21 protein-coding genes are annotated in these 19,877 nt (G+C 36.9%); 11 read left to right on the top strand and 10 right to left on the bottom strand.

Annotation, left to right across the window (positions count from 1 at the left end; genetic code table 11):
- The first annotated feature begins 53 nt into the window (after nucleotides 1–53).
- From I5776_RS05985 to I5776_RS05960, 6 genes are all read left to right on the top strand, one after another.
- Complete coding sequence (locus I5776_RS05985; RefSeq protein WP_202779457.1) at nucleotides 54–185, top strand: YuzL family protein; 132 nt, start codon at nucleotides 54–56, stop codon at nucleotides 183–185.
- A gap of 22 nt (nucleotides 186–207) precedes the next feature.
- On the top strand, nucleotides 208–492 hold the full coding sequence (locus I5776_RS05980) for a hypothetical protein (protein WP_202779456.1): 285 nt from the start codon (nucleotides 208–210) through the stop codon (nucleotides 490–492).
- Between the two features lie 14 nt (nucleotides 493–506).
- A complete protein-coding gene (locus tag I5776_RS05975; protein ID WP_202779455.1) occupies nucleotides 507–842 on the top strand; it encodes a spore coat protein in 336 nt (111 codons plus the stop codon).
- A gap of 280 nt (nucleotides 843–1,122) precedes the next feature.
- Nucleotides 1,123–2,223 carry a CdaR family transcriptional regulator gene (locus I5776_RS05970; RefSeq protein WP_202779453.1) on the top strand — a complete coding sequence of 367 codons (1,101 nt, stop codon included), beginning with the start codon at nucleotides 1,123–1,125 and terminating at the stop codon, nucleotides 2,221–2,223.
- Between the two features lie 304 nt (nucleotides 2,224–2,527).
- Nucleotides 2,528–3,940 (top strand): glycolate oxidase subunit GlcD, encoded by a 1,413-nt coding sequence (gene glcD / locus I5776_RS05965; RefSeq protein ID WP_202779451.1) that lies wholly within the window; start codon nucleotides 2,528–2,530, stop codon nucleotides 3,938–3,940.
- Nucleotides 3,937–5,262 carry a (Fe-S)-binding protein gene (locus tag I5776_RS05960; RefSeq protein WP_108069904.1) on the top strand — a complete coding sequence of 442 codons (1,326 nt, stop codon included), beginning with the start codon at nucleotides 3,937–3,939 and terminating at the stop codon, nucleotides 5,260–5,262. The genes glcD and I5776_RS05960 overlap by 4 nt, the downstream gene beginning before the upstream one ends.
- Nucleotides 5,263–5,283: 21 nt before the next feature.
- Here the strand turns inward: I5776_RS05960 and I5776_RS05955 are convergent, their stop codons facing one another.
- Genes I5776_RS05955 through I5776_RS05935 form a run of 5 tightly spaced genes read right to left on the bottom strand, consistent with a single transcriptional unit; the run spans nucleotide 5,284 to nucleotide 9,190 of the window.
- Nucleotides 5,284–5,532, bottom strand: a complete 249-nt coding sequence (locus tag I5776_RS05955) for a DUF2573 family protein (RefSeq protein ID WP_108069906.1) — start codon at nucleotides 5,530–5,532, stop codon at nucleotides 5,284–5,286.
- A 20-nt stretch (nucleotides 5,533–5,552) separates the two neighbouring features.
- Nucleotides 5,553–6,308: an IucA/IucC family C-terminal-domain containing protein gene (locus I5776_RS05950; RefSeq protein WP_202779449.1), complete on the bottom strand. Its 756-nt coding sequence runs from the start codon at nucleotides 6,306–6,308 to the stop codon at nucleotides 5,553–5,555.
- Nucleotides 6,298–7,122: an ABC transporter ATP-binding protein gene (locus tag I5776_RS05945; RefSeq protein ID WP_373454653.1), complete on the bottom strand. Its 825-nt coding sequence runs from the start codon at nucleotides 7,120–7,122 to the stop codon at nucleotides 6,298–6,300. Before I5776_RS05945 ends, I5776_RS05950 begins: the two co-directional genes overlap by 11 nt.
- Nucleotides 7,123–7,133: 11 nt before the next feature.
- Complete coding sequence (locus tag I5776_RS05940; protein WP_107921228.1) at nucleotides 7,134–8,189, bottom strand: FecCD family ABC transporter permease; 1,056 nt, start codon at nucleotides 8,187–8,189, stop codon at nucleotides 7,134–7,136.
- On the bottom strand, nucleotides 8,186–9,190 hold the full coding sequence (locus tag I5776_RS05935; protein ID WP_202779447.1) for a FecCD family ABC transporter permease: 1,005 nt from the start codon (nucleotides 9,188–9,190) through the stop codon (nucleotides 8,186–8,188). Before I5776_RS05935 ends, I5776_RS05940 begins: the two co-directional genes overlap by 4 nt.
- 172 nt (nucleotides 9,191–9,362) lie before the next feature.
- Here I5776_RS05935 and I5776_RS05930 point away from each other — a divergent pair, with 172 nt between their 5' ends.
- Nucleotides 9,363–10,331, top strand: coding sequence for an ABC transporter substrate-binding protein (locus I5776_RS05930; protein WP_202779445.1), 969 nt, complete (start codon nucleotides 9,363–9,365; stop codon nucleotides 10,329–10,331).
- Nucleotides 10,332–10,368: 37 nt separating this feature from the next.
- On the opposite strand, the gene tatC is transcribed toward I5776_RS05930, so the two are convergent.
- Genes tatC through I5776_RS05910 form a run of 4 tightly spaced genes read right to left on the bottom strand, consistent with a single transcriptional unit; the run spans nucleotide 10,369 to nucleotide 13,850 of the window.
- Nucleotides 10,369–11,121, bottom strand: a complete 753-nt coding sequence (gene tatC, locus I5776_RS05925; RefSeq protein ID WP_202779443.1) for a twin-arginine translocase subunit TatC — start codon at nucleotides 11,119–11,121, stop codon at nucleotides 10,369–10,371.
- A 27-nt stretch (nucleotides 11,122–11,148) separates the two neighbouring features.
- Nucleotides 11,149–11,346, bottom strand: a complete 198-nt coding sequence (gene tatA / locus I5776_RS05920) for a twin-arginine translocase TatA/TatE family subunit (protein ID WP_108069914.1) — start codon at nucleotides 11,344–11,346, stop codon at nucleotides 11,149–11,151.
- A gap of 16 nt (nucleotides 11,347–11,362) precedes the next feature.
- Nucleotides 11,363–13,078 (bottom strand): GMC family oxidoreductase, encoded by a 1,716-nt coding sequence (locus tag I5776_RS05915; RefSeq protein WP_202779441.1) that lies wholly within the window; start codon nucleotides 13,076–13,078, stop codon nucleotides 11,363–11,365.
- Nucleotides 13,079–13,094: 16 nt separating this feature from the next.
- Entirely contained in the window at nucleotides 13,095–13,850 is a 756-nt protein-coding gene (locus I5776_RS05910) for a gluconate 2-dehydrogenase subunit 3 family protein (protein ID WP_202779439.1), read from the bottom strand.
- A gap of 192 nt (nucleotides 13,851–14,042) precedes the next feature.
- Between I5776_RS05910 and I5776_RS05905 the strand changes: the two genes are divergently transcribed.
- The 4 genes from I5776_RS05905 to I5776_RS05890 all read left to right on the top strand — a co-directional run bounded on the left by I5776_RS05905 (nucleotide 14,043) and on the right by I5776_RS05890 (nucleotide 18,619).
- Entirely contained in the window at nucleotides 14,043–14,729 is a 687-nt protein-coding gene (locus tag I5776_RS05905) for a hypothetical protein (RefSeq protein ID WP_108069921.1), read from the top strand.
- 157 nt (nucleotides 14,730–14,886) lie between these two features.
- On the top strand, nucleotides 14,887–16,407 hold the full coding sequence (locus I5776_RS05900; protein WP_202779437.1) for a spore germination protein: 1,521 nt from the start codon (nucleotides 14,887–14,889) through the stop codon (nucleotides 16,405–16,407).
- Between the two features lie 68 nt (nucleotides 16,408–16,475).
- Nucleotides 16,476–17,564 carry a GerAB/ArcD/ProY family transporter gene (locus tag I5776_RS05895; protein WP_202779435.1) on the top strand — a complete coding sequence of 363 codons (1,089 nt, stop codon included), beginning with the start codon at nucleotides 16,476–16,478 and terminating at the stop codon, nucleotides 17,562–17,564.
- Complete coding sequence (locus tag I5776_RS05890; protein WP_202779433.1) at nucleotides 17,561–18,619, top strand: Ger(x)C family spore germination protein; 1,059 nt, start codon at nucleotides 17,561–17,563, stop codon at nucleotides 18,617–18,619. Before I5776_RS05895 ends, I5776_RS05890 begins: the two co-directional genes overlap by 4 nt.
- Before the next feature lie 38 nt (nucleotides 18,620–18,657).
- Here the strand turns inward: I5776_RS05890 and I5776_RS05885 are convergent, their stop codons facing one another.
- A complete protein-coding gene (locus I5776_RS05885) occupies nucleotides 18,658–19,830 on the bottom strand; it encodes an FtsW/RodA/SpoVE family cell cycle protein (protein WP_202779431.1) in 1,173 nt (390 codons plus the stop codon).
- Nucleotides 19,831–19,877: the final 47 nt, after the last annotated feature.

The raw sequence follows: 19,877 nt of genomic DNA, 5'->3' as shown, positions 1-19,877 counted from the left end.
AGGATAATATACATTCGTTAGGAAAATCTATACTTATTATGGAGGTGAATAAAATGGCAAGACGTAAGAAAAATCCTTCGAAGGCTGGTGTCAGTGCAGCTAGTGTAAAAGGGAATGCAGGTCCAACAGTTGAAGAAGATGGCGGCGGGAAAGTGAATAGCCAAAATAATCAATACAAAAAATAATTTCTAGATAAGGAGGATTATGATGCAACAGCAACCTTATAATCAACAAAATCAGCAGGTGTCGATGCCACAACCACCCGATATTTTATCTACAAAAGATCTTTCATATATCGATGACATGCTTTCCTGGAATTTACTTGCGATGAAAAAAGCGCATTTTGCTGCAATGCATTGCCAAGATGCTTCAGTAAAAAATGCACTCGAAAAATGCGGACAAATGCATCAAAATCATTACAATAAAATACTCAATCATTTACAAGCTCATCTACAAACACAGCCGGGCGGGCAAAGCCAGCAATTTATGTAATAGGAGGACAAACGATGTCAAATCAGCAAAAAATCCAAAATCCAAAAACACCTGTCCCAGAAACACCACGAATGAGTGACCGTGATCTGGTGAATGATCTTTTATCAATGGAAAAATATATGACAGCTTCGTACAATAATGCAATGAATGAGGCAAGTCATGAAGCATTATATCAAGATTTACTATCTGTATTCACAGAAACACAAAATGAGCAACGCGAGTTATTTAATTTAATGTTTCAAAACGGATGGTACAAGCTTGAAGCAGCTGAGCAACAAAAAGTTCAACAATCCTTCCAACAGCACCAAGGGTATTCAAACCAATTTCCTTATGGAAACCAAATGCAGTAATAGTCGATGTAGGGGCACGGATTATTTCGTGCCCTTTTGTTTTTGTTGACCAAGATTCCTTTTCGTAACTCATCTTGGGCTTTATTCAGCCTTTTTGTTGACCAAGATTCCTCCTCATAATGCTTTTTGGGCTTCATTCAGCCTTTTTATCGACCAAGATTCCCTTCCAAAGCTCATCTTGAGGTTCATTCTACAATCCTTCCCCCCCTTCCTGCCCTACTTTCATTTCTACATCAATTCCTTTATGCTAAAAAAGAGAAGAAACTGGGGAGGAGTATCTTTGTTACAAACCATTCTTGCAAAAAAAATCATTCAAGAAGTAAGAAAATTAATCAATGAAGAAATTGTTATTATGGATACGAATGGATACATTATTGCTAGTACCAATCCGAAGAGAATCGGTTTTTTTCATGAAGGTGCGTTCCTTACTGTCCATAAAAAGGATCGATTGATTATATCAAAAGAAGATGAGACAAAATTAAAAGGTGTAAAAGCCGGGATCAATTTACCGATTTGCTTTGGTCAAAATGTGGTCGGTGTCATTGGCATAACAGGAAATCCCGACGAAGTTTTGCCATATGCAGAATTATTACGAAAAATGACTGAACTCCTTATTCAAGAAAATTTCTATAAAGAGGAAATGAATCGTCAAAACCGTGCAATAGAAGCTTTTATTTTTGACTGGTTAGAATTAAGAGAATGGGATTCAACCTTTCACAATCGTGCCGATCTTTTAGGAATTAATTTATCTGTCCCCAGACAAGTGATTATGGTAAAGGCTAAAACACAAACAAATATGATTAACTTTACTCCAAAATGGGAATCTGTCGAAGAGAAAAATGACTTATTCATTCATTGGGGAAATGACCGCTTGTTGCTATTACTTGAAGCTACAACTAATGTAGACAAAAAACAGCTAAAAAAAAGGTTATATGATTGGAAAATTAAAATAGAACATAACAATAATTTTTTATTAACCTTCGGAATCGGACAAATTGTAGAACCAAAGGAATTGAAAAGTTCTTTTTTAAAAGCCGAACGTGCGCTTCATTCAATTACTGAAAATCAGTGGATTGCCTTTGATGAAGAACTCACTCTCGAAATGATTTTTGAGGATGTTCGAAGTGAAACGAAAAAAGAGTTCGTTCAACGAACCATTGCCCCACTTCTTCATGATTTGGAACTAATGCATACGTTAAGGACATTTTTTGAATATAACCAATCATTAAAAGAAACGGCTGAACAATTGCATATACATATTAATACACTGCATTATCGCATAAAAAAAATTGAAGAACTTACTAAGTTGAATCCAAAAATCATAAAAGATCAAACAATCCTTTATTTAAGTATTCAAATTTTAGATCAATATACAAATTAATTAACATTTAAAACGTTTTCTTTGTTTGAAAATACATAGCGAGTTCCTCTCGCTTTTTTTTATACTATTAATAACATGTTGTTTTCATAATGCTTGTTGTTTTGGAAAAAAAATGACCGTTTCTTTCCGCTACAGGTTCAGTGGGGCTGGCGATGAGCCTCCTCTCAGCGCTTCGCTCCCTGCGGGGTCTCATCTGACCAGCTAATCCCACAGGAGTCAAGTGCCTTTCGTTCCAATTCACTCTGTGCGGTTATATGGAAAACAAAAATCTTTAATAAAAGAGACATTCATAAGGAGGATAATAATGTTATCGCAAACCTTCAAAGATCGACTTATTCAAATCGTTGGCAAGGAGAATGTTGATGATTCAAAGGCTGGGAGATTAGTATATTCCTATGATGCCACACCACAGTTTCAATCAATGCCAGATATCATTGCTTCCCCTAGAAACACGAAGGAAGTCGCCGATATTGTTAAGCTTTGTAGTGAATGTAAAGTTCCCATTGTTCCTAGAGGTTCTGGAACAAACCTTTGTGCTGGTACATGCCCGACTGAAGGTGGACTTGTATTATTATTTAAACATATGAACCAAATTATCGAAATTGATGAAGAAAACTTAACGATTACCGTTCAACCTGGCATTATTACGCTGGATATGATTCATGCCGTTGAGGAGAAAGGGCTCTTCTACCCACCAGATCCAAGTTCAATGAAAATTTCTTCGATCGGCGGGAATATAAATGAAAACTCCGGTGGCTTGCGCGGTTTAAAATATGGTGTCACGCGGGATTATGTCCTTGCCTTAGAAATCGTGCTCCCGAATGGAGATATTATCCGGACTGGTGGAAAATTAGCCAAGGATGTCGCTGGATATGATTTAACAAGGCTTTTCGTTGGATCCGAAGGAACACTCGGAATTATTACTGAAGCTACCTTAAAATTAATCCCAATGCCAGAAACGAAAAAAACGATGCTAGCATTATTTCAAGATTTAGAAGCTGCTGCACGTTCCGTCTCGAAAATTATCGCGAACAAAATTATTCCGACTACACTTGAATTTCTTGATCAGCCAACATTAATCGCTGTAGAGGATTTTGCAAAAATCGGTTTACCTACAAATGTGAAAGCCGTCCTATTAATCGAGCAAGATGGTAGTCCTGAAGTTGTGAATCGGGATATGGACAAAATGGCTGCGATTTGCTTGGAAGAAGATGCAGAGGCTGTTCAAGTTGCTAATTCGGAGGAAGAGGCAGATGCGTTAAGAACAGCAAGAAGGGTTGCACTTTCAGCTTTGGCGCGTTTAAAACCAACAACCATTTTAGAAGATGCGACAGTCCCACGTTCCGAAATTGCCAAAATGGTGCGTGCGATTAATGAAATTGCCGAAAAATATCGTGTAAATATTAGCACCTTTGGGCATGCAGGGGATGGTAACTTACACCCTACATGTTTAACTGATGTACGAAATAAAGAAGAAATTGAACGTGTCGAACAAGCATTTGCCGAGATTTTTGAAAAGGCAATCGAACTTGGCGGAACGATTACAGGTGAGCATGGTGTTGGAGTGATGAAAGCACCGTATCTCGAATGGAAACTAGGAAAAGAAGGAATTGCAGCGATGAAGGCGATTAAAGCTAGTTTTGATCCATTAAATATTATGAATCCCGGAAAGGTATTTGCCAAGGATAGCAGGAAACGCGTGGTGGTAACGAGATGACGACTATAGAAGAACAACGTAAAATTCAAGAAGTTTTCATGGAAAGAATGGATGAAGATGAATTATTAAATTGTATGAGATGCGGTTTTTGTCTTCCTTCTTGTCCAACCTATATTGAATCAGGATTCCAGGAAATACACTCTCCAAGAGGTCGAATTGCGCTAATGAAAGCAGTAAAAGATGGGATGATTGAACCCGATGAAGATGTAGAACGTTCTTTAAGTCTTTGCCTTGGTTGCCGAGCATGTGAGCCGGTTTGTCCATCTGGTGTAAAGTACGGCCATCTCCTAGAGGAGGCAAGAGATATTATCCAGCAAAATAAAAAGCAGAAACCGATTGTGCGTGCCGTTAGAAATACGGTATTTGAGGGTCTTTTTCCTCATCAAAACAGGATGCAATCGATAACCGGCCTATTAGGTTTTTATCAACGATCCGGTTTACAAAAAGTTACGAGAAAAATTGGGTTTATGAAGCTGTTTCCCGAAAGTTTAGCAACAATGGAAAAAGTTTTGCCAAAGGTACCGACAATGAAAGAAATGAAGAATCGTCCAGAGTACCTTCCTGCGGAGCAAACTCAGGCAAAAAGGGTTGCCTTCTTTACTGGGTGTCTCATGGATACGATGTTTTTAGAAACGAATAATGCAACCCTTAAATTATTGCAAAAGGCAGGTTGTGAAATCATCATTCCGAAAACGCAAGGTTGTTGTGGTGCGTTACATGGACATAGCGGTGAAAAGGAAAAATCAATAGAATTGGCTAAACGCAATATTGAAGCATTTGAACATACGAATGCCGATTATATCATTACAAACGCAGGTGGTTGCGGCGCATTTCTTATTGACTATGATCATTTATTAAAAAACGATCCTGAATGGTATCCACGTGCTAAGGCGTTTAAGGAGAAATTAAAAGATATTACTCAAATATTGGTAGAGTTGAATTTTCATAAAAATAACTCACTCAAATTAGCTGAACAAATCATTACCTATCAGGATTCTTGTCATTTGAGGAATGTTATGAAAACATCTGAGGCACCAAGAGTATTACTGCAATCAATTATTGGTCCAGATTATCGTGAAATGAAAGACTCCGATCGTTGTTGTGGATCGGCGGGAATTTATAATATCGTTGAATCAGAAATGTCTATGAAAATATTGGATTCAAAAATGAAGAATGCGAAGGCAACGAAGGCAACTACCATTGTGACCGCAAATCCTGGCTGCTTATTGCAGATGAAACTTGGAATAGAACGGGAAGGTTTGACGGAACAAGTTCGAGCGGTTCATATTGTCGACCTGTTAATGGAAGCCGTAACGAATTAACCACTGGTTTGATACCAGTGGTTATTTTTTTGCTTCACGATGTAAATCATTCATATGCTTGATTTCAAAAATTAATTTTTTCATTTCCTCTTTTCCATTTGGATATAATGCATTCCAATGCTTTGCTAAGTCAGGCATAGATTTTGCAATATATGTATAAAGTGCCCACATTTTGATCTTTTCAATTAATTCATCATTCGATTCACCAAGTAAAAGCTCCGTATATTTTTCTAATAATGCATCGAACTGATCTCGAAATGTCTGATCCATGACGATCACTCTTTTCTTTTTTATATAGGAGGCATGTTACATCCATTTGGACAGGTTGAACATCTATTTTTCTTTTTTTCTAAAAGATTGGAAAAACAACATGTTTTTCGTACGCGAATGGGTTCGATATTCTTTTCACGGATCACTTTTTCACTGTCAAAGCGAGAAAGTGGATTATTTTTATAAGGACCAAATAAAGCGGGACTCGCTTCATGGACGATAAAATGGAAATCATCCCTAAGCCTGTTATGAAGGGCATTATATTCTTCATTATTAAGAAGACTTTCATATAACCAAAAAATATAAATAGCGATATTCTCCCACATAACAAGCTTTGAAAAGCGTGTTACATTCCTTAATGTTTCCAATAAAGGGTGGAAAAATCCTGAAAAAACTTCCGCTATGACCTCTTCTCTCCACAATGTCCGTACATTTTCCACATCTATAAAGGTATATTCTCCAAAGTAAAATTCCGGTAACCATAGTGGATCTCCCGGATTTTCAACTACTTTCAGTTCATCTATATCCACAACTAACCTTTTATTCCATACACTCATCGCATATAAATGAATGACCCCATAAAATGCCATTCGCTTCACAATCATGGAAGCCGTTATTTTATTTGTCGGGGACCCCATTTGCGCTCCAATTTTCACTAAATGAGCAGGAAGCTTTTCACTATCGAAAAAATCTTTACCATTTATAAAGGAATGCGTACTCTTTATTTCATCAATATATCGATAGTTTGAAAGCTCCGATGATAAACTAGATGGCATTAATCTCCCCGCCTTTTAATATGCAACGGCCTTTACCGTGTGGAATACATAATGGTGTACCAAAAAGTGGATCCATTGATACTTGACAATCCATATCGAAAACATCTCGAACCATTTGGCAACTAATCACGGATTCCGGCGTTCCTTGGGCATATACTTTCTTATCACGAATCGCAACAATATTATGTGCATATCTGCACGCTAAATTTAAATCATGCAGCACCATAACAATCGTTCTGTTTTCTTGTTCATTTAATTCAAATAATAAATCAAGAATTTCAATTTGATGAGTCATATCAAGATAGGTTGTCGGTTCATCTAGTAGAATAACCTCCGTATCTTGAGCAAGTGTCATGGCAATCCATGCTCTTTGTCGCTGTCCTCCCGATAGTTCATCGACAGGTCGATCTTTAAATTCAACCATACGAGTAGCTTTTAGAGCGCGCATGACAATTTCTTCGTCTTCATTCGACCATTGTTTAAGCCATGACTGGTATGGAAATCGTCCTTGTTTTACAAGTTGCAGCACTGTTAATCCTTCCGGGGCTATTGGTGTTTGCGGGAGAATTGATAAATTTTTCGCTACCTCTTTTGTCGGGAGCTTAGCAATCTCTTTCCCAGCTAATAAAACGGAACCTGATTCCGGTTTTAATAAACGTGCCATTGATCGTAATAAAGTCGATTTTCCACAGCCATTCCCACCAATGAAAACGGTAATTTCCCCTTTAGGAATACTCAAATTTAACTCATCTATAATAATCGAATCACCATAACCTAATGTTAATGATTTTGCTTGAATTGTTTCATTCATCATGCCCACTCCTTTTATGCAGACTTTGATTTAAATAATAAATAGATAAAATACGGTGCCCCAATCGCGGCAGTAAACACTCCAGCCGGCACTTCAAGCGGCGTAAATACGGTACGTCCGATTAAATCCGCCACCATGACCAAAATTCCGCCGATACAGGCTGATGCAGGCAATAAAACACCAAAGGAAGAACCGACAAGTCTTCTCGCAATATGTGGAGCCATTAAACCAACAAAGCCAATTCCCCCACCAAATGCAACAGCGGCACCAACTAAAGCCGTACTTAATAGTAAAAGAAAAAATCGTTGGCGTTGAACGTGACTTCCAACACCAGTCGCGAGTTCATCACCAAACTCTTGTACATTGATTTTTCGGGCGGATAAAAAGGAAATTAACGTCAGTATTAGCACCCATGGGACAATAACTTTAACATTCCCCCAGCTGGATCCGTTTACGGTACCTGTTAACCAAATATTCGCCTCACTTGCCCGATAAATAGGTCCAACTAACATTAATAATGTAGTGATAGCTTTCATCACAGCGGAAATTCCAATTCCTATTAATACTAATCTTATGGGAGAAACGCCATCTTTCCAAGCTAAAAAATATACCAGAAATGCCACGATTGTTGCCCCAAGGAAAGCTGCAATTGGCATCCAGCCTATACTCACTGTCAAACTATTATCTTTATTACTAAAAATGGCTAGAAAGGAAACAACGGCAGCACCTGCCCCACCAGTTATTCCGATAATATCCGGTGATGCTAATGGATTCCGGATAATTCCTTGTAAAATTCCCCCTGCCATTGCTAATGCAATACCTACAAACATTGCAACAAGAATTCTTGGTAACCGAAACTTTAATACAACTAACTGCTCAATGCTTGAACCACCTCCGAAAAATGTTTTAACAACATTTATCGGATTAATATTCATATCCCCTAAACCTGTACTTATAACGAGTGCAAGTAAAGTCACGATAAACAAAATCAAGATAGTCCAAGTTGCACGAAGATCAACTAAAAAGGAGATTTTCCCTTTAAAAAGACGAAGATTTTTGAATTGACTCATCGTCCATTAAACCCCCTTCTAGCAATATAAATAAAAAATGGAACCCCAATGATGGCCGTCATCACACCAACTGGCACCTCTTGAGGCATAATCACATATCTTGATGCAATGTCTGCCGCTACTAATAATACGCCACCTAAAATTCCGGATAATGGAAGCAACCAACGATGATCAATGCCAATTATTTTTCTGGCAATATGCGGAATAACAATTCCAACAAATCCAATTGGTCCAGCAACAGCAACTGCACTCCCTGCTAACAAAATAACGACTACCCCTGAAACAATCTTCACTAAGCCCGTCTTTAGACCTAATCCTTTCGCAACGTCCTCCCCCATCGATAATACATTCATTTTTTTTGCAAAAACCAATGCGATTATCCATCCAATAAGCATATAAGGGAAAACAGATGTTAAAATGTCTAATTTTCTATTTGCAACAGATCCAGCAAGCCAAAAAAGAACTTGCTCTAATGCAGCCTCATTTATAGACAATAGCCCTTGGGTAAATGAAGCAAATAGCGCAGCTATGGCTGCACCGGCTAGTGTTAATTTCATCGGAGTCAGTCCCTCATTGCCAACCGATCCAATAAGAAATACACCAATTGTCGCAATCGCTGCACCAGTAAATGATGCCCATGCAAATGCTTGCAGACTCGAAAAGTGAAACAAGGTAACAGCTAATACAACTGCAAAACTTGCTCCCGCGTTTAATCCGAGAATTTCTGGAGCAGCAAGCGGATTTTTTGTTAATGTTTGCATAATCACCCCGGACATTGCTAAGCATGCACCTACTGCTGCTGCAATCAGTGCCCTTGGCAACCGAACCGAAGTAATTATGACATGCTCATTTGAACCATTGAAATCCATAAAGGATTGAATGGCTGTTTTTATAGAAATCCCCGTATATCCAAAAACAATACTCATCCCAATTAACATCAACAAAATAATAGTAGCGATGATCATTGCAAATAATTTTTGCCAATTTTTCTTTAGAACCATTTTCACTGTTCCTCTTCAATAATATCTACTATTTAGTGTAGAGAAAGATTCTCAGTTAGTCAATGACTTTGAAAATCATTTTCATTTAGTTATTGACAACTTTCTAACATCTGATAAGATTAGTATGTAATTGATAACGATTATCATTCATATAACTGTGGAGGTACATACGATGAAAAAAATGCGTTTTTTTGTTTCGCTAGTAGCGATAATGGCCCTATTCGCCCTTGCTGCGTGCGGCAATAAAAATGAAGCTAGCAAAGAAACAAATAAGAATACAGAAAAAAATAGCGGATCAAGTTATACAGTGGAACATGCAATGGGAAAAACACCTATAAAAGGTACCCCGAAACGTGTAGTCATTTTAACAAACGAGGGAACTGAAGCTCTTTTAGCGATGGGGGTAACGCCTGTTGGCGCGGTTAAATCATGGACAGGTGATCCATGGTATAAACATATCAGCGATCAAATGAAAGATGTTGAAGTCGTGGGTACAGAAAGTGAAGTAAATGTAGAGGCAATTGCAAAGCTACATCCAGACCTTATTATTGGAAATAAAATGCGCCAAGAAAAAATCTATAATCAACTAAGTGCAATCGCTCCAACTGTATTTGCAGAAACGTTACGCGGCGATTGGAAAGAAAACTTTGAACTTTATGCAAAAGCATTAAATAAAGAAGAAAAAGGAAAAGAAGTTATTCAGCAATATGATCAACGAATTGCTGACTTAAAAGAAAAATTAGGCGATAAATTAAAAATGAAAGTTTCAATGGTTCGCTTTATGCCTGGTGATGTTCGTATTTATCATAAGGATACATTCTCCGGTGTTATTTTGGATGAATTAGGATTTGCCCGTCCCGGCGACCAAAACAAAAATGACTTTGCCGAAAGAAACCTAACGAAAGAACGCATTCCGGCAATGGACGGAGATATACTTTTCTATTTCACTTATGAAACAGGTGATGGTGAAGCTGCTTCTCTTGAAAAGGAATGGATCAATGATCCGCTATTTAAAAACTTAAAAGTTGCTAAAGCTGGAAATGTTCATAAAGTAAACGATGATATTTGGAATACGGCCGGTGGCGTTCTTGCTGCTAATCTCATGTTAGATGATATAGAGAAAATCTTTCTTGGAAAATAAATATTACATGAAAAAACCCGCAAATTTGCGGGTTTTTTCATGTAACTGCAGGTTCAACCCGTTTCTGCCTCTTCTTAAATGAAACAACGGATAATAGTATCCCAAGTTCATATAGAGCCATTAATGGAGTCAGCACTAATATTTGACTTATAAAGTCCGGTGGTGTGATCAGTGCTGAAATGACTGCAAGCAAGATATACGCATATTTTCGAACTTGTTTTAATTTTACCGGAGTTAACATGCCAACAGATGTTAAAAAGACCATTACAATCGGCAATTCAAATAGAAATCCTAAAGACAATGTTGATGTTAGTAAAAAAAGAAAGTATTCTCTTGCAGTAATTAGAACATCAAACGATTTTTCTCCAAGATTCATGAGAAACTTAAATAATACAGGGAAAACGATAAAGTAGCCGAAGGCAATACCCGTCAAAAAACTGGCCGTGATAGCTGGCACATAAGTGAGTGTCACTTTACTTTCTGTCGGGGTTAAGCCAGGCTTTACAAATCTCCAAATTTGGTATCCGAGGAATGGGGTTGTTAGGCCCAATGCTAATGCACCTGAAACACCCGTGTAAAAGCGAATCACATCTAATGGCCCCATCAGTACAATCTTGTAGCCATTAGCTAATAAAGGAAGAACTTTAGGCATAAAAACAAGAAAGGTCACAAACATAATAGCAAAGAAAAAAGCGGACCAAAGCAAAATCCTTCTAAGTTCCGTAAAATGGTCCAAAGCCGTTTCCTCTTTTTCCACTTCAAATGGGAGATCTTCTGACAATGCACTCATCTCCTTCTACTACATTTATTAGGAAACTCATCCTTTAGGAGGAGTTTCCTTAGTTGTTTTTTCTTCCGTTACCTCATCACTCATAATTGAATTCGCTGTCCGTTTAAATTCTGATAATGTTTTCCCAAAGGCTGATCCGATTTCCGGCAGCTTCTTTGGTCCAAATATAATTAATGTAATGACCAAAATAATGATTAGACCCGGAATACCAATATTTGATAACATCTCAACACTTCCCTTCTTAAACTAATGATCCACCTTTTTTGTGGTATTTTAAGATTCCTTCTGCTGCTCTGTAAGATAATGCACCAACTGTTCCAGTTGGGTTATAGCCGGAGTTATGAGCGAAAGCAGAGGCACCGACAACAAATAAATTATCCATATCCCACATTTGTAAATAATTATTTACTGCAGATGTATTTGGGTCAGCTCCCATAATGACACCCCCGGTATTATGTGTGGATTGGTAAGTTGTTATTTCATATGGACCTAACTCCTTTAATACATCAACATGGTTAGCTCCCATTTCCTTTAAAATATCCCCACATTTTCCCGCTAAAAATTTGGCTAGATTTTGATCCTGCTCTTCAAAGTCAAAAGTGATTCGAATTAACGGATCTCCATATGCGTCCTTATAGGTTGGATCCAGATCGAGATAATGATGCTGGAAAGGCATGGAAGAGCCTTGTGAGCCTACTGATAAATATCTATTCGCATATTTTATCGATGTTTTTTTGAAATCCTTTCCCCATGTTGGTGTGCCTGAAGGAACAGCATTGTTTTGGATAGGACGCATTCCGGACTGATTATATTGGATCATTCCACCATGAATAAAGCCCAAATTTGAATGGTCAAAATTGTCTCCATTATAATCATCTATAGTTACACCTAAAGCACCAGCTCCTGCAAAGGTATTGAATTCTTTATCATCAAAAAATCCTACTGCTCCCCCCTTTGCTACTTGATAAGCATAGTTTTTTCCAATTACTCCTGTTCCGTTACTCGGATTATATGGGCTTCCGATATTTGACATTAACAATAATCTTACATTATTAAATACAAAACCTGTCAAAACTACTATATCTGCTGGTTGTTCAATGTCTTCTCCGGTGGTGACATCAGTATACATGACTCCTGTCGCTTTTTTTCCACTATGCAAAATTCTTCTAACATTGGAATGGGTTCTTATTTCAAATTTCCCTGTTTTTTTCGCCACTGGGATAACTGTTACAACTGGATCTGCTTTGGCTCCATACTCACAACCAAATCTTTCACAATATCCACAATATTGGCAAGCCGCTCTTGAAATACCGTCAGGATTTGTATATGACTCCGACAGGTTTGCTGAAGGAACAATATAAGGATGAAGCTTTAATTGCTTTGCCGCCTTTTCAAAATCATTCATTTGCGGAGATTTCTTCATAGGTGGGGTTGGGTATTTTGCAGAACGTTTTCCACCTAAAGGATTCTCTTCGCCGGAAATACCTGCTATTTTTTCAAAACGGTCAAAGTAGGGTTCTAGTTCATCATATGTAATGCCCCAATCCTGAATTGTCATTCCTTTTGGTATTTTGTTTTTTCCATACTTTTCAATTGTTTTACTACGGATTTCAAAATCATATGGTAGAAATCGAAATGTTTGTCCATTCCAATGTACCCCAGCTCCTCCTAAGCCATCACCTAGTAAAAAGGATCCATATTGTCTCATAGGAAGGGCTCTCGTTCTTTCATTCCCTCTAAATGTAATCGTTTCTTTTGATAGATCTTGCATTAACTCATATCTTAAGGCATACCTTAATTCATCATGAACCATATAGTAATCTTCCGTTTTTCTTTCTTTCCCTCTTTCCAAACCAACTACATTTAATCCCTTTTTAGTAAGCTCAGATGCAATAATCCCACCTGCCCAACCAACACCTATAATCACAACATCTACTTTTGGTAATTTTTTCACCATACTATTCACCTCTTCTTTAATGAGCCAAATGGTCACGCAGACTTTGTGGTGCTATTTTTTTGTAACCTTTTTCGATGATGTCGGAATAAGCCATTTGGTTGCCGGGATAATTCTTCATTTTCCAACCGGCCATATTCATATTCCCACCATATAATGGGTCACTATATACACCTTCTAACGTGCTACTTCTTAGAATATTAAAAAAACCACTCGGTGAAATCGTTGTTATATTCACCTTGTCTCCTTCAAAATCTTTTAGGACTGCATCTTGTTCGTCTCCAGAAAGATCAGTAAATTTTTTCTTATATTTTTCCATACTATGGTTTTGCATTTCTTGTAATGCGATATCAAATATTTCCCTACGCTTTAATCTACCTTGATAACCTTGGACTTTTTCACCTTTATAAAACGGAGCTTGCATGTAATCTCTTGAATTAAATCCCCAATCGCCTGCAAGCTGATGATCGATAAAAAAGGCAACACCTAAAGCTTTTGCTCCGGGCCCATTCTCATCCTCGGGAAATATCCTTTCCGTCGCTGCTTGAACAATATTAAATTGTTCTTGAGTAAAGTGCATTAGTGCTTGGTTAAAATTTTCTGACTTTGTTGGAGAAGTTTCATTATTTTTGATTTCCTTCGTTTTGTTACCGAATGGTAATAGGCTTCCTACTGCTCCTCCTACTACAACACCTCCAACAACATAACCAGTGTTTCGAATAAACTTACGTCGGGATACTGATTCTGGAATCTCCTTTTTTGTTTCATCAACCATCTGGTCCACCTCCTGAATTCATCCATGTTAAAAAATTTAATTTAATAGTCGAAAAAGATTATTAATGACTAGCATGGGTTTTTTTTTAATATGTTCCAAAAATATTTAAATATACACAAAACTACTACTCATAAATAATTAAAATTTGGGAACCTTATTTTTGAAATAATTTCTATTTAGGAGGTAAACAAAGTGAAAAAAACGCGAAGTAAATGGTTGGTTCCTTTTGTTGGAGTACTTCTTGTCTTAGCAGCTTGTACTAGTCAACAAGGTGCTAAAGATAGACAACAAGGAATAAGGAATACTCAACATCCTATGAATGTATCAACACATAATGACCAGGATGTGAATGTCATTCCAAGTACGGATCGTTCAAAAAAGTTAACAACCAATCAACATGGAGAGATTACAAGTGGTCCCGGATCCAATGTCTATAGCTTAATAGGAAGTTCGAGTTTACATGATGGTGGTATTTCTTCTCATTTAGAATCTCGTTTAGCTGGTGAAGGAATTCCAGGTATTAAAGTTTTTGTTCTCGATGACACTGTTATCTTAGCAAGAGCAAAACAGGAAAATACCTCCATTCACTATGATGACATGCAAAATCGAGTTTTAAGCGGAACAAATGGATCATCCGGTAAAGTTGAAAATAATAGCCGGAATGACATAGATAACAATGTTGATGATAACTTAGATCATGCTAAAAGAATCATGAATGATGCATTCGATGGCCATGTGCAAATCCTTACGATTACAAACGCAAATGCCCCCAAATTAATTGAAAGAATAAAGTCAAATTTAAAAGGCAAAGCCCCATCATATAATCAATTAACAAATGATATAAATACTCTTGTTCAAATGACGAAAGAAAAAAGCTGATTAATAACTATCAGCTTTTTTCTGTATTAACTTGATAATTCTTGCATCGTTTTACATATTCAACCGATATTTGGTAACAATATGTCACGTAGGTACTTCCAATCATTATCAATTATCAGTTTCCTACATTTATTGAATATATTATCGGGGGATTACTATGGATTTCTTTAAAAAAAGGAATGCGCTTAAACAACAAAAGAAAAAAGAAAAAGAATTACAAAAAAAAGAAACGCAGCAAAAAAAAGCGCCAAAACCTAAATCACAAGATGTAAAAGAAGCTAAATATATAAATAGTCGAACCGGAATGGAGTTTTCCTTAACTTTTGTCTCGACAGTAATAGATGAAGAGATTATTCAAAAGGATATTTTGCCAGATTTACTTGAGGGCGATTTTGCGACGATTGGAGACATTTCCAAGTTGCTTCCAGTTGCCGATGTAGAAATTACAACAGACATGTCAAAAGTAAATCAAAAATTATATAACGGATATGTATTATTACAAATCGAAACAGATGAAGGCAAGTATGCATTTATTTCTGCCCAAAAGGAAATTACAAGAGCAGTAAGCGCTCCTGAAATCGAATTTAGTGTAATTGGGCCAAAAGAGGCATTTGTTGAAGCACTTGATCAAAATTTAAACTTAATTAGAAAACGTCTTCCCGTACCGGAATTAATTATTGAGGAACTAACGGTAGGAAAATTATCAAAAACAAAAGTAGCTGTTCTATATATGGATCAAATTGTTGACCTGACAAATGTGCAGACAATTAAACAGAGACTTAATGTACTAGATTTTGATATGATCAGCGATAGCTCATTCATAGAACAGCTTATAGCGGATAATCATTCATCACCCTTTCCACAATTTTTGGATACAGAACGACCCGACCGTGCTGCAAGTGTGTTAGGTCAAGGGAAAGTTGTTTTAATTGTTGACGGCTCTCCCCATGCATTAATTGGTCCAACAACGTTAGTGGAGTTTTTTGTATCTTTTGAGGATTATTATTTAAACTGGATTATTGCTACTTTCTTTAGATTACTGCGTGTTTTCTCAGTAACCTTTTCGATTTTAGTAACCCCCTTATATGTGGCAGCATTGACCTATCATTATCAAATGGTGCCGAGGGCAGTAATGGCAACCCTTATTAGTTCCCGACAAGGGGTTCCTTTGCCGCCAATTTTAGAAGCATTAGTTCTAGAAATTACCATTGAGCTCTTACGGGAAGCAGGGGCGAGACTACCTACGAAAATCGGCCAAACAATCGGTATCGTGGGCGGGATCGTTATTGGAACTGCCTCTGTGGAAGCTGGTCTTACAAGTAATGTATTATTAATTTTTGTTGCGTTAGCCGCACTAGCTTCCTTTACTACACCTGTTTATAAAATTGGTAATACCATTCGTTTCATTCGTTTTCCATTTTTAATTTTTGCACAGCTTTGGGGATTACTAGGAATTGTCTTTTGTTTTTGCATATTACTTACACACCTAATTCGTTTAACCTCTTTAGGAAGACCTTATTTTGAACCTCTTTATCCACCAAGGATAAAGGATCTTAAGGATACGATTGTTCGTTTAGGTTTTAATAAAAATGTGAAACGCCCGCAATTTTTACGGACGCAAGACACTGTCCGTTTTCCTCCAAAGGATGGAAAGCGAAAATTGGACATTGATGAATAAATAGATTTTTAAATGCCCCAAAAAAAAGAAAGTGCACCACCAAAAAGACTACTTTCGGAGGTTAAATTATGTTGCCCGTACCTGAAAACCGAAAAATTTCTCCATCTCTCGTCTTTTTCGCTATTTCCTCCGTACAAATTGGTGTCGGTGCACTGGGCTTTCAAAGGATTATTGCAAAGACTGCGGGATATGATGCTTGGATTTCCGTCATTATCGCGGGTCTAGCAACAAATATGATTTTGTGGTTTATGTATAAAATTGTTGAACTAGGAAAAGAGGACCTTGGGGAAAACCATCGATATGTGTACGGAAAATGGATAGGAGGAATATTTAATACATTATTCATCTTTTATTTTACTACTTTCATTATTATCGTTCTTCGTACCTACATCGAAATTGTACAAGTTTGGATGTTTAATGATTTAAACGTTTTTCTTTTTGCTATGTTCTTTATCACCCTTTGTATCTATATTGTAAGAGGTGGTTTTCGAACCGTAGTAGGTATTGCCTTTTTTGGTGTTGTCGTCCCTTCATATTTAATTATATTATTTGGATTTACCATTCCCTATTCCAATTTCCGTCACTTTTTGCCAATATTGGACCATTCTGCAAAGGACTTAATAAAGGCTTCCTATCAAATGTCACTAACATATATGGGTTATGAATCATTCATAATATATTATCCATTTATAAAAGATAAACAAAAATCAAAAAAATGGGCCCATCTCGCTTTATTATCCTCAACCGGGTTATATCTTTATACCGCTCTCATATCTTTTGGGTACTACAGTGAGGAGCAAATACAAAAATACGTTTGGGCAACATTGACAACTTGGAAAATTGTTCATCTCCCCGTTGTCGAGCGCTTTGAATATGTCGGAATTGCCAATTGGTGTTTAATTATTTTACCGAATGCATGTCTTGCTTTATGGTGTGCCACCCGTTTAATCAAACAAACGTATCGAATTCCCCAAAGAATAGGGGTATATGTAGTTGGAGCAATCGCCTTATTCATTATTCCAATTTTTAAATCCCGGGAACAAATAAATTTAATAAATAATCTATTAGGTAGTCTGGGATTTGTTATTAACTTCATCTATATTCCATTTTTGTTCATTTGCGTATGGATTGTAAAGAAGGTGAAAAATAAAACATGAAAAAGTGTTTATTATTACTACTCATCATTCCTTTGTTAACCGGTTGCGTGCAACAGCAAGTAATCGACAAGTTAAATATTGAAACAGCACAAGGATATGACCTTGCTGAAAATGACCAGTTAAGAGGGACTCTTCTATTTGTTAAATATTTGCCGGATAAATCAGTGCAAAACAGAACATTAACTGCCACTGCAAAAACGAGTCGCGATGTTCTTACTAATTTAGAAAGACGATCAAGTGACCCACTTGTAACTGGCGGGGTGGGAGTCGTTTTATTCGGAGAGGAATTAGCTAAACATGGATTTGTCAAACTCGTTGATTCATTGCAGCGTGATCCTAATATTGGTACACGGCTGTTCATAGCGATTACAGAAGGAAATGCCGAGGATATATTAACCGGAAATTATGGATTTGAAGGAAATAGTACATTTATTCGCGATCTACTCATACATAATATGAAAAATGGCGATATTCCAAAAGTGAACCTCCATGTATTTGGCTCATACTACGCCCAAAAGGGTCGCGATGCCTATTTACCGATCATCCAAAAAGTAAATGATACGGATCTGGATATAACCGGAATGGCAGTATTTAAAAAAAATAGAATTGTAAAAAAGGTGGATGCGGATCATTTATTTCATTTTAAATTATTAGTTGATAAATACAGTGAAGGAACAAAAACAGTAACGGCAGGTAAATATAATGCCGTTGTCCATAGTATTCGTTCTAAAAATAAAATAAAAATAAAGAAACACCCCCTTGAAGCAACCGTTTATTTAAAATTAAATGCTATCGTTCGAGAATATTCGGGCACAAAAGTGACGACAAAAGTTGTAAAAAATTTAGAAAAGGGAATGGAAAAGGAAGTTAAAAAGGAATGTCTCAAGATGTTAAAAGACTTTCAAAAAGAAGGGATGGATCCTGTTGGATTTGGCCTGCGTGTTAAAAATAAAACGAGAAACTTTAGTTACAGTAAATGGAGAGATGAGTACAAAACAATGAAAATCAAAGTAGTTCCTAAGGTAACAATCATGGAGAGTGGTACTGTCCAATAAAGTAAAAAAAAGCTTCTGGAATTATCTCCAGAAGCTTTTTACTTTTCCGTACCAAACATATATTTTTTATAGTGATAACGTATGGAAAAGATGAGACCAATGGCAAGCATATTTCCCATTAATGAACTTCCCCCATAACTAATAAACGGTAAAGGAATACCTGTTATCGGAAGTAGTCCAATCGTCATTCCGATATTTTCAAACACGTGGAACGTAATCATCGCGATGACCCCGGCACAAATATAGGAATAAAAGTTATTTTTCGTTTCTAAGCTAGCTTTTGTTATATGGTAAATCAACATAAAGAATAAGCTGACGACTACGCTCGCCCCGATAAATCCAAAATTTTCACCAATCATACTAAAAATAAAATCGGTCTGTCTCTCAGGTATGTCCACTTCACTAATGTTGAAACCTTTTCCAAGTGTTTGACCGGACCCGATAGCAAGAAGTGAATTAATTAACTGATAACCCGAATCACTTTTATACTTATACGGATCAAGCCATGAATAAATACGATTAAATTGATAAGGTTTAACATGTAAATACTTTTCTAAAATCTGCGGCATCCAAATGACAAAATAAAGGACAATACCAGCTAATAAACCGCCACCGCCAAAAATCGGAAGCAGTAACTTCCAAGTAATCCCTGATACAAAAATGATTCCTAATAATATCGAAACAACTACTAAAGCTGTTCCTAAATCAGGCTGCTGCATAATTAAAGCAAGCGGCAGTGCAGCAACTAAACCCAATTTGATTAACAACCAAAAATCCGTCTTAACTGTTTTAATAAGAAATTTATCATGATGATCCACAATCGTTCGTGCTAAAGCGATAATAACGAAAACTTTCACGACCTCAGACGGCTGAAAAGTTCCCATAAACGGAACGGTAAACCAGCTTTTTTGACCCTTTGTCACATGGGCGATACTCTCTGGAGCAATAATTAGAAACCCTAGTAATAAGATTCCAAATCCATAAAGATACCATGATAACTTTTTTAGCTGATCTGAATCAAAGTGAATGGTCACAGCAACAATACAAACACCAACTACATACCAGACAACCTGTTTAACTAAGTAATTTTGATCTAATTGTCCCGCTTTTTGTGCACTGTAGATGGATATTAAACTTACTAAGCACATTAGCATAAGTGTCAATACAAGACCGTAATCTATTTTTGAAGTTTTCCCTTTTTGAGAAGTCATACATCCTCGTCTCCTAAGTAAATCTAAAAAAGTCGTTAAAAACACAT

It is taken from the genome of Heyndrickxia vini (assembly GCF_016772275.1).
Lineage (GTDB): Bacteria > Bacillota > Bacilli > Bacillales > Bacillaceae_C > Heyndrickxia > Heyndrickxia vini.
The sequence above is the reverse complement of the archived record's forward strand: the minus strand, read 5'-3'. Positions and strand labels throughout refer to the sequence as shown.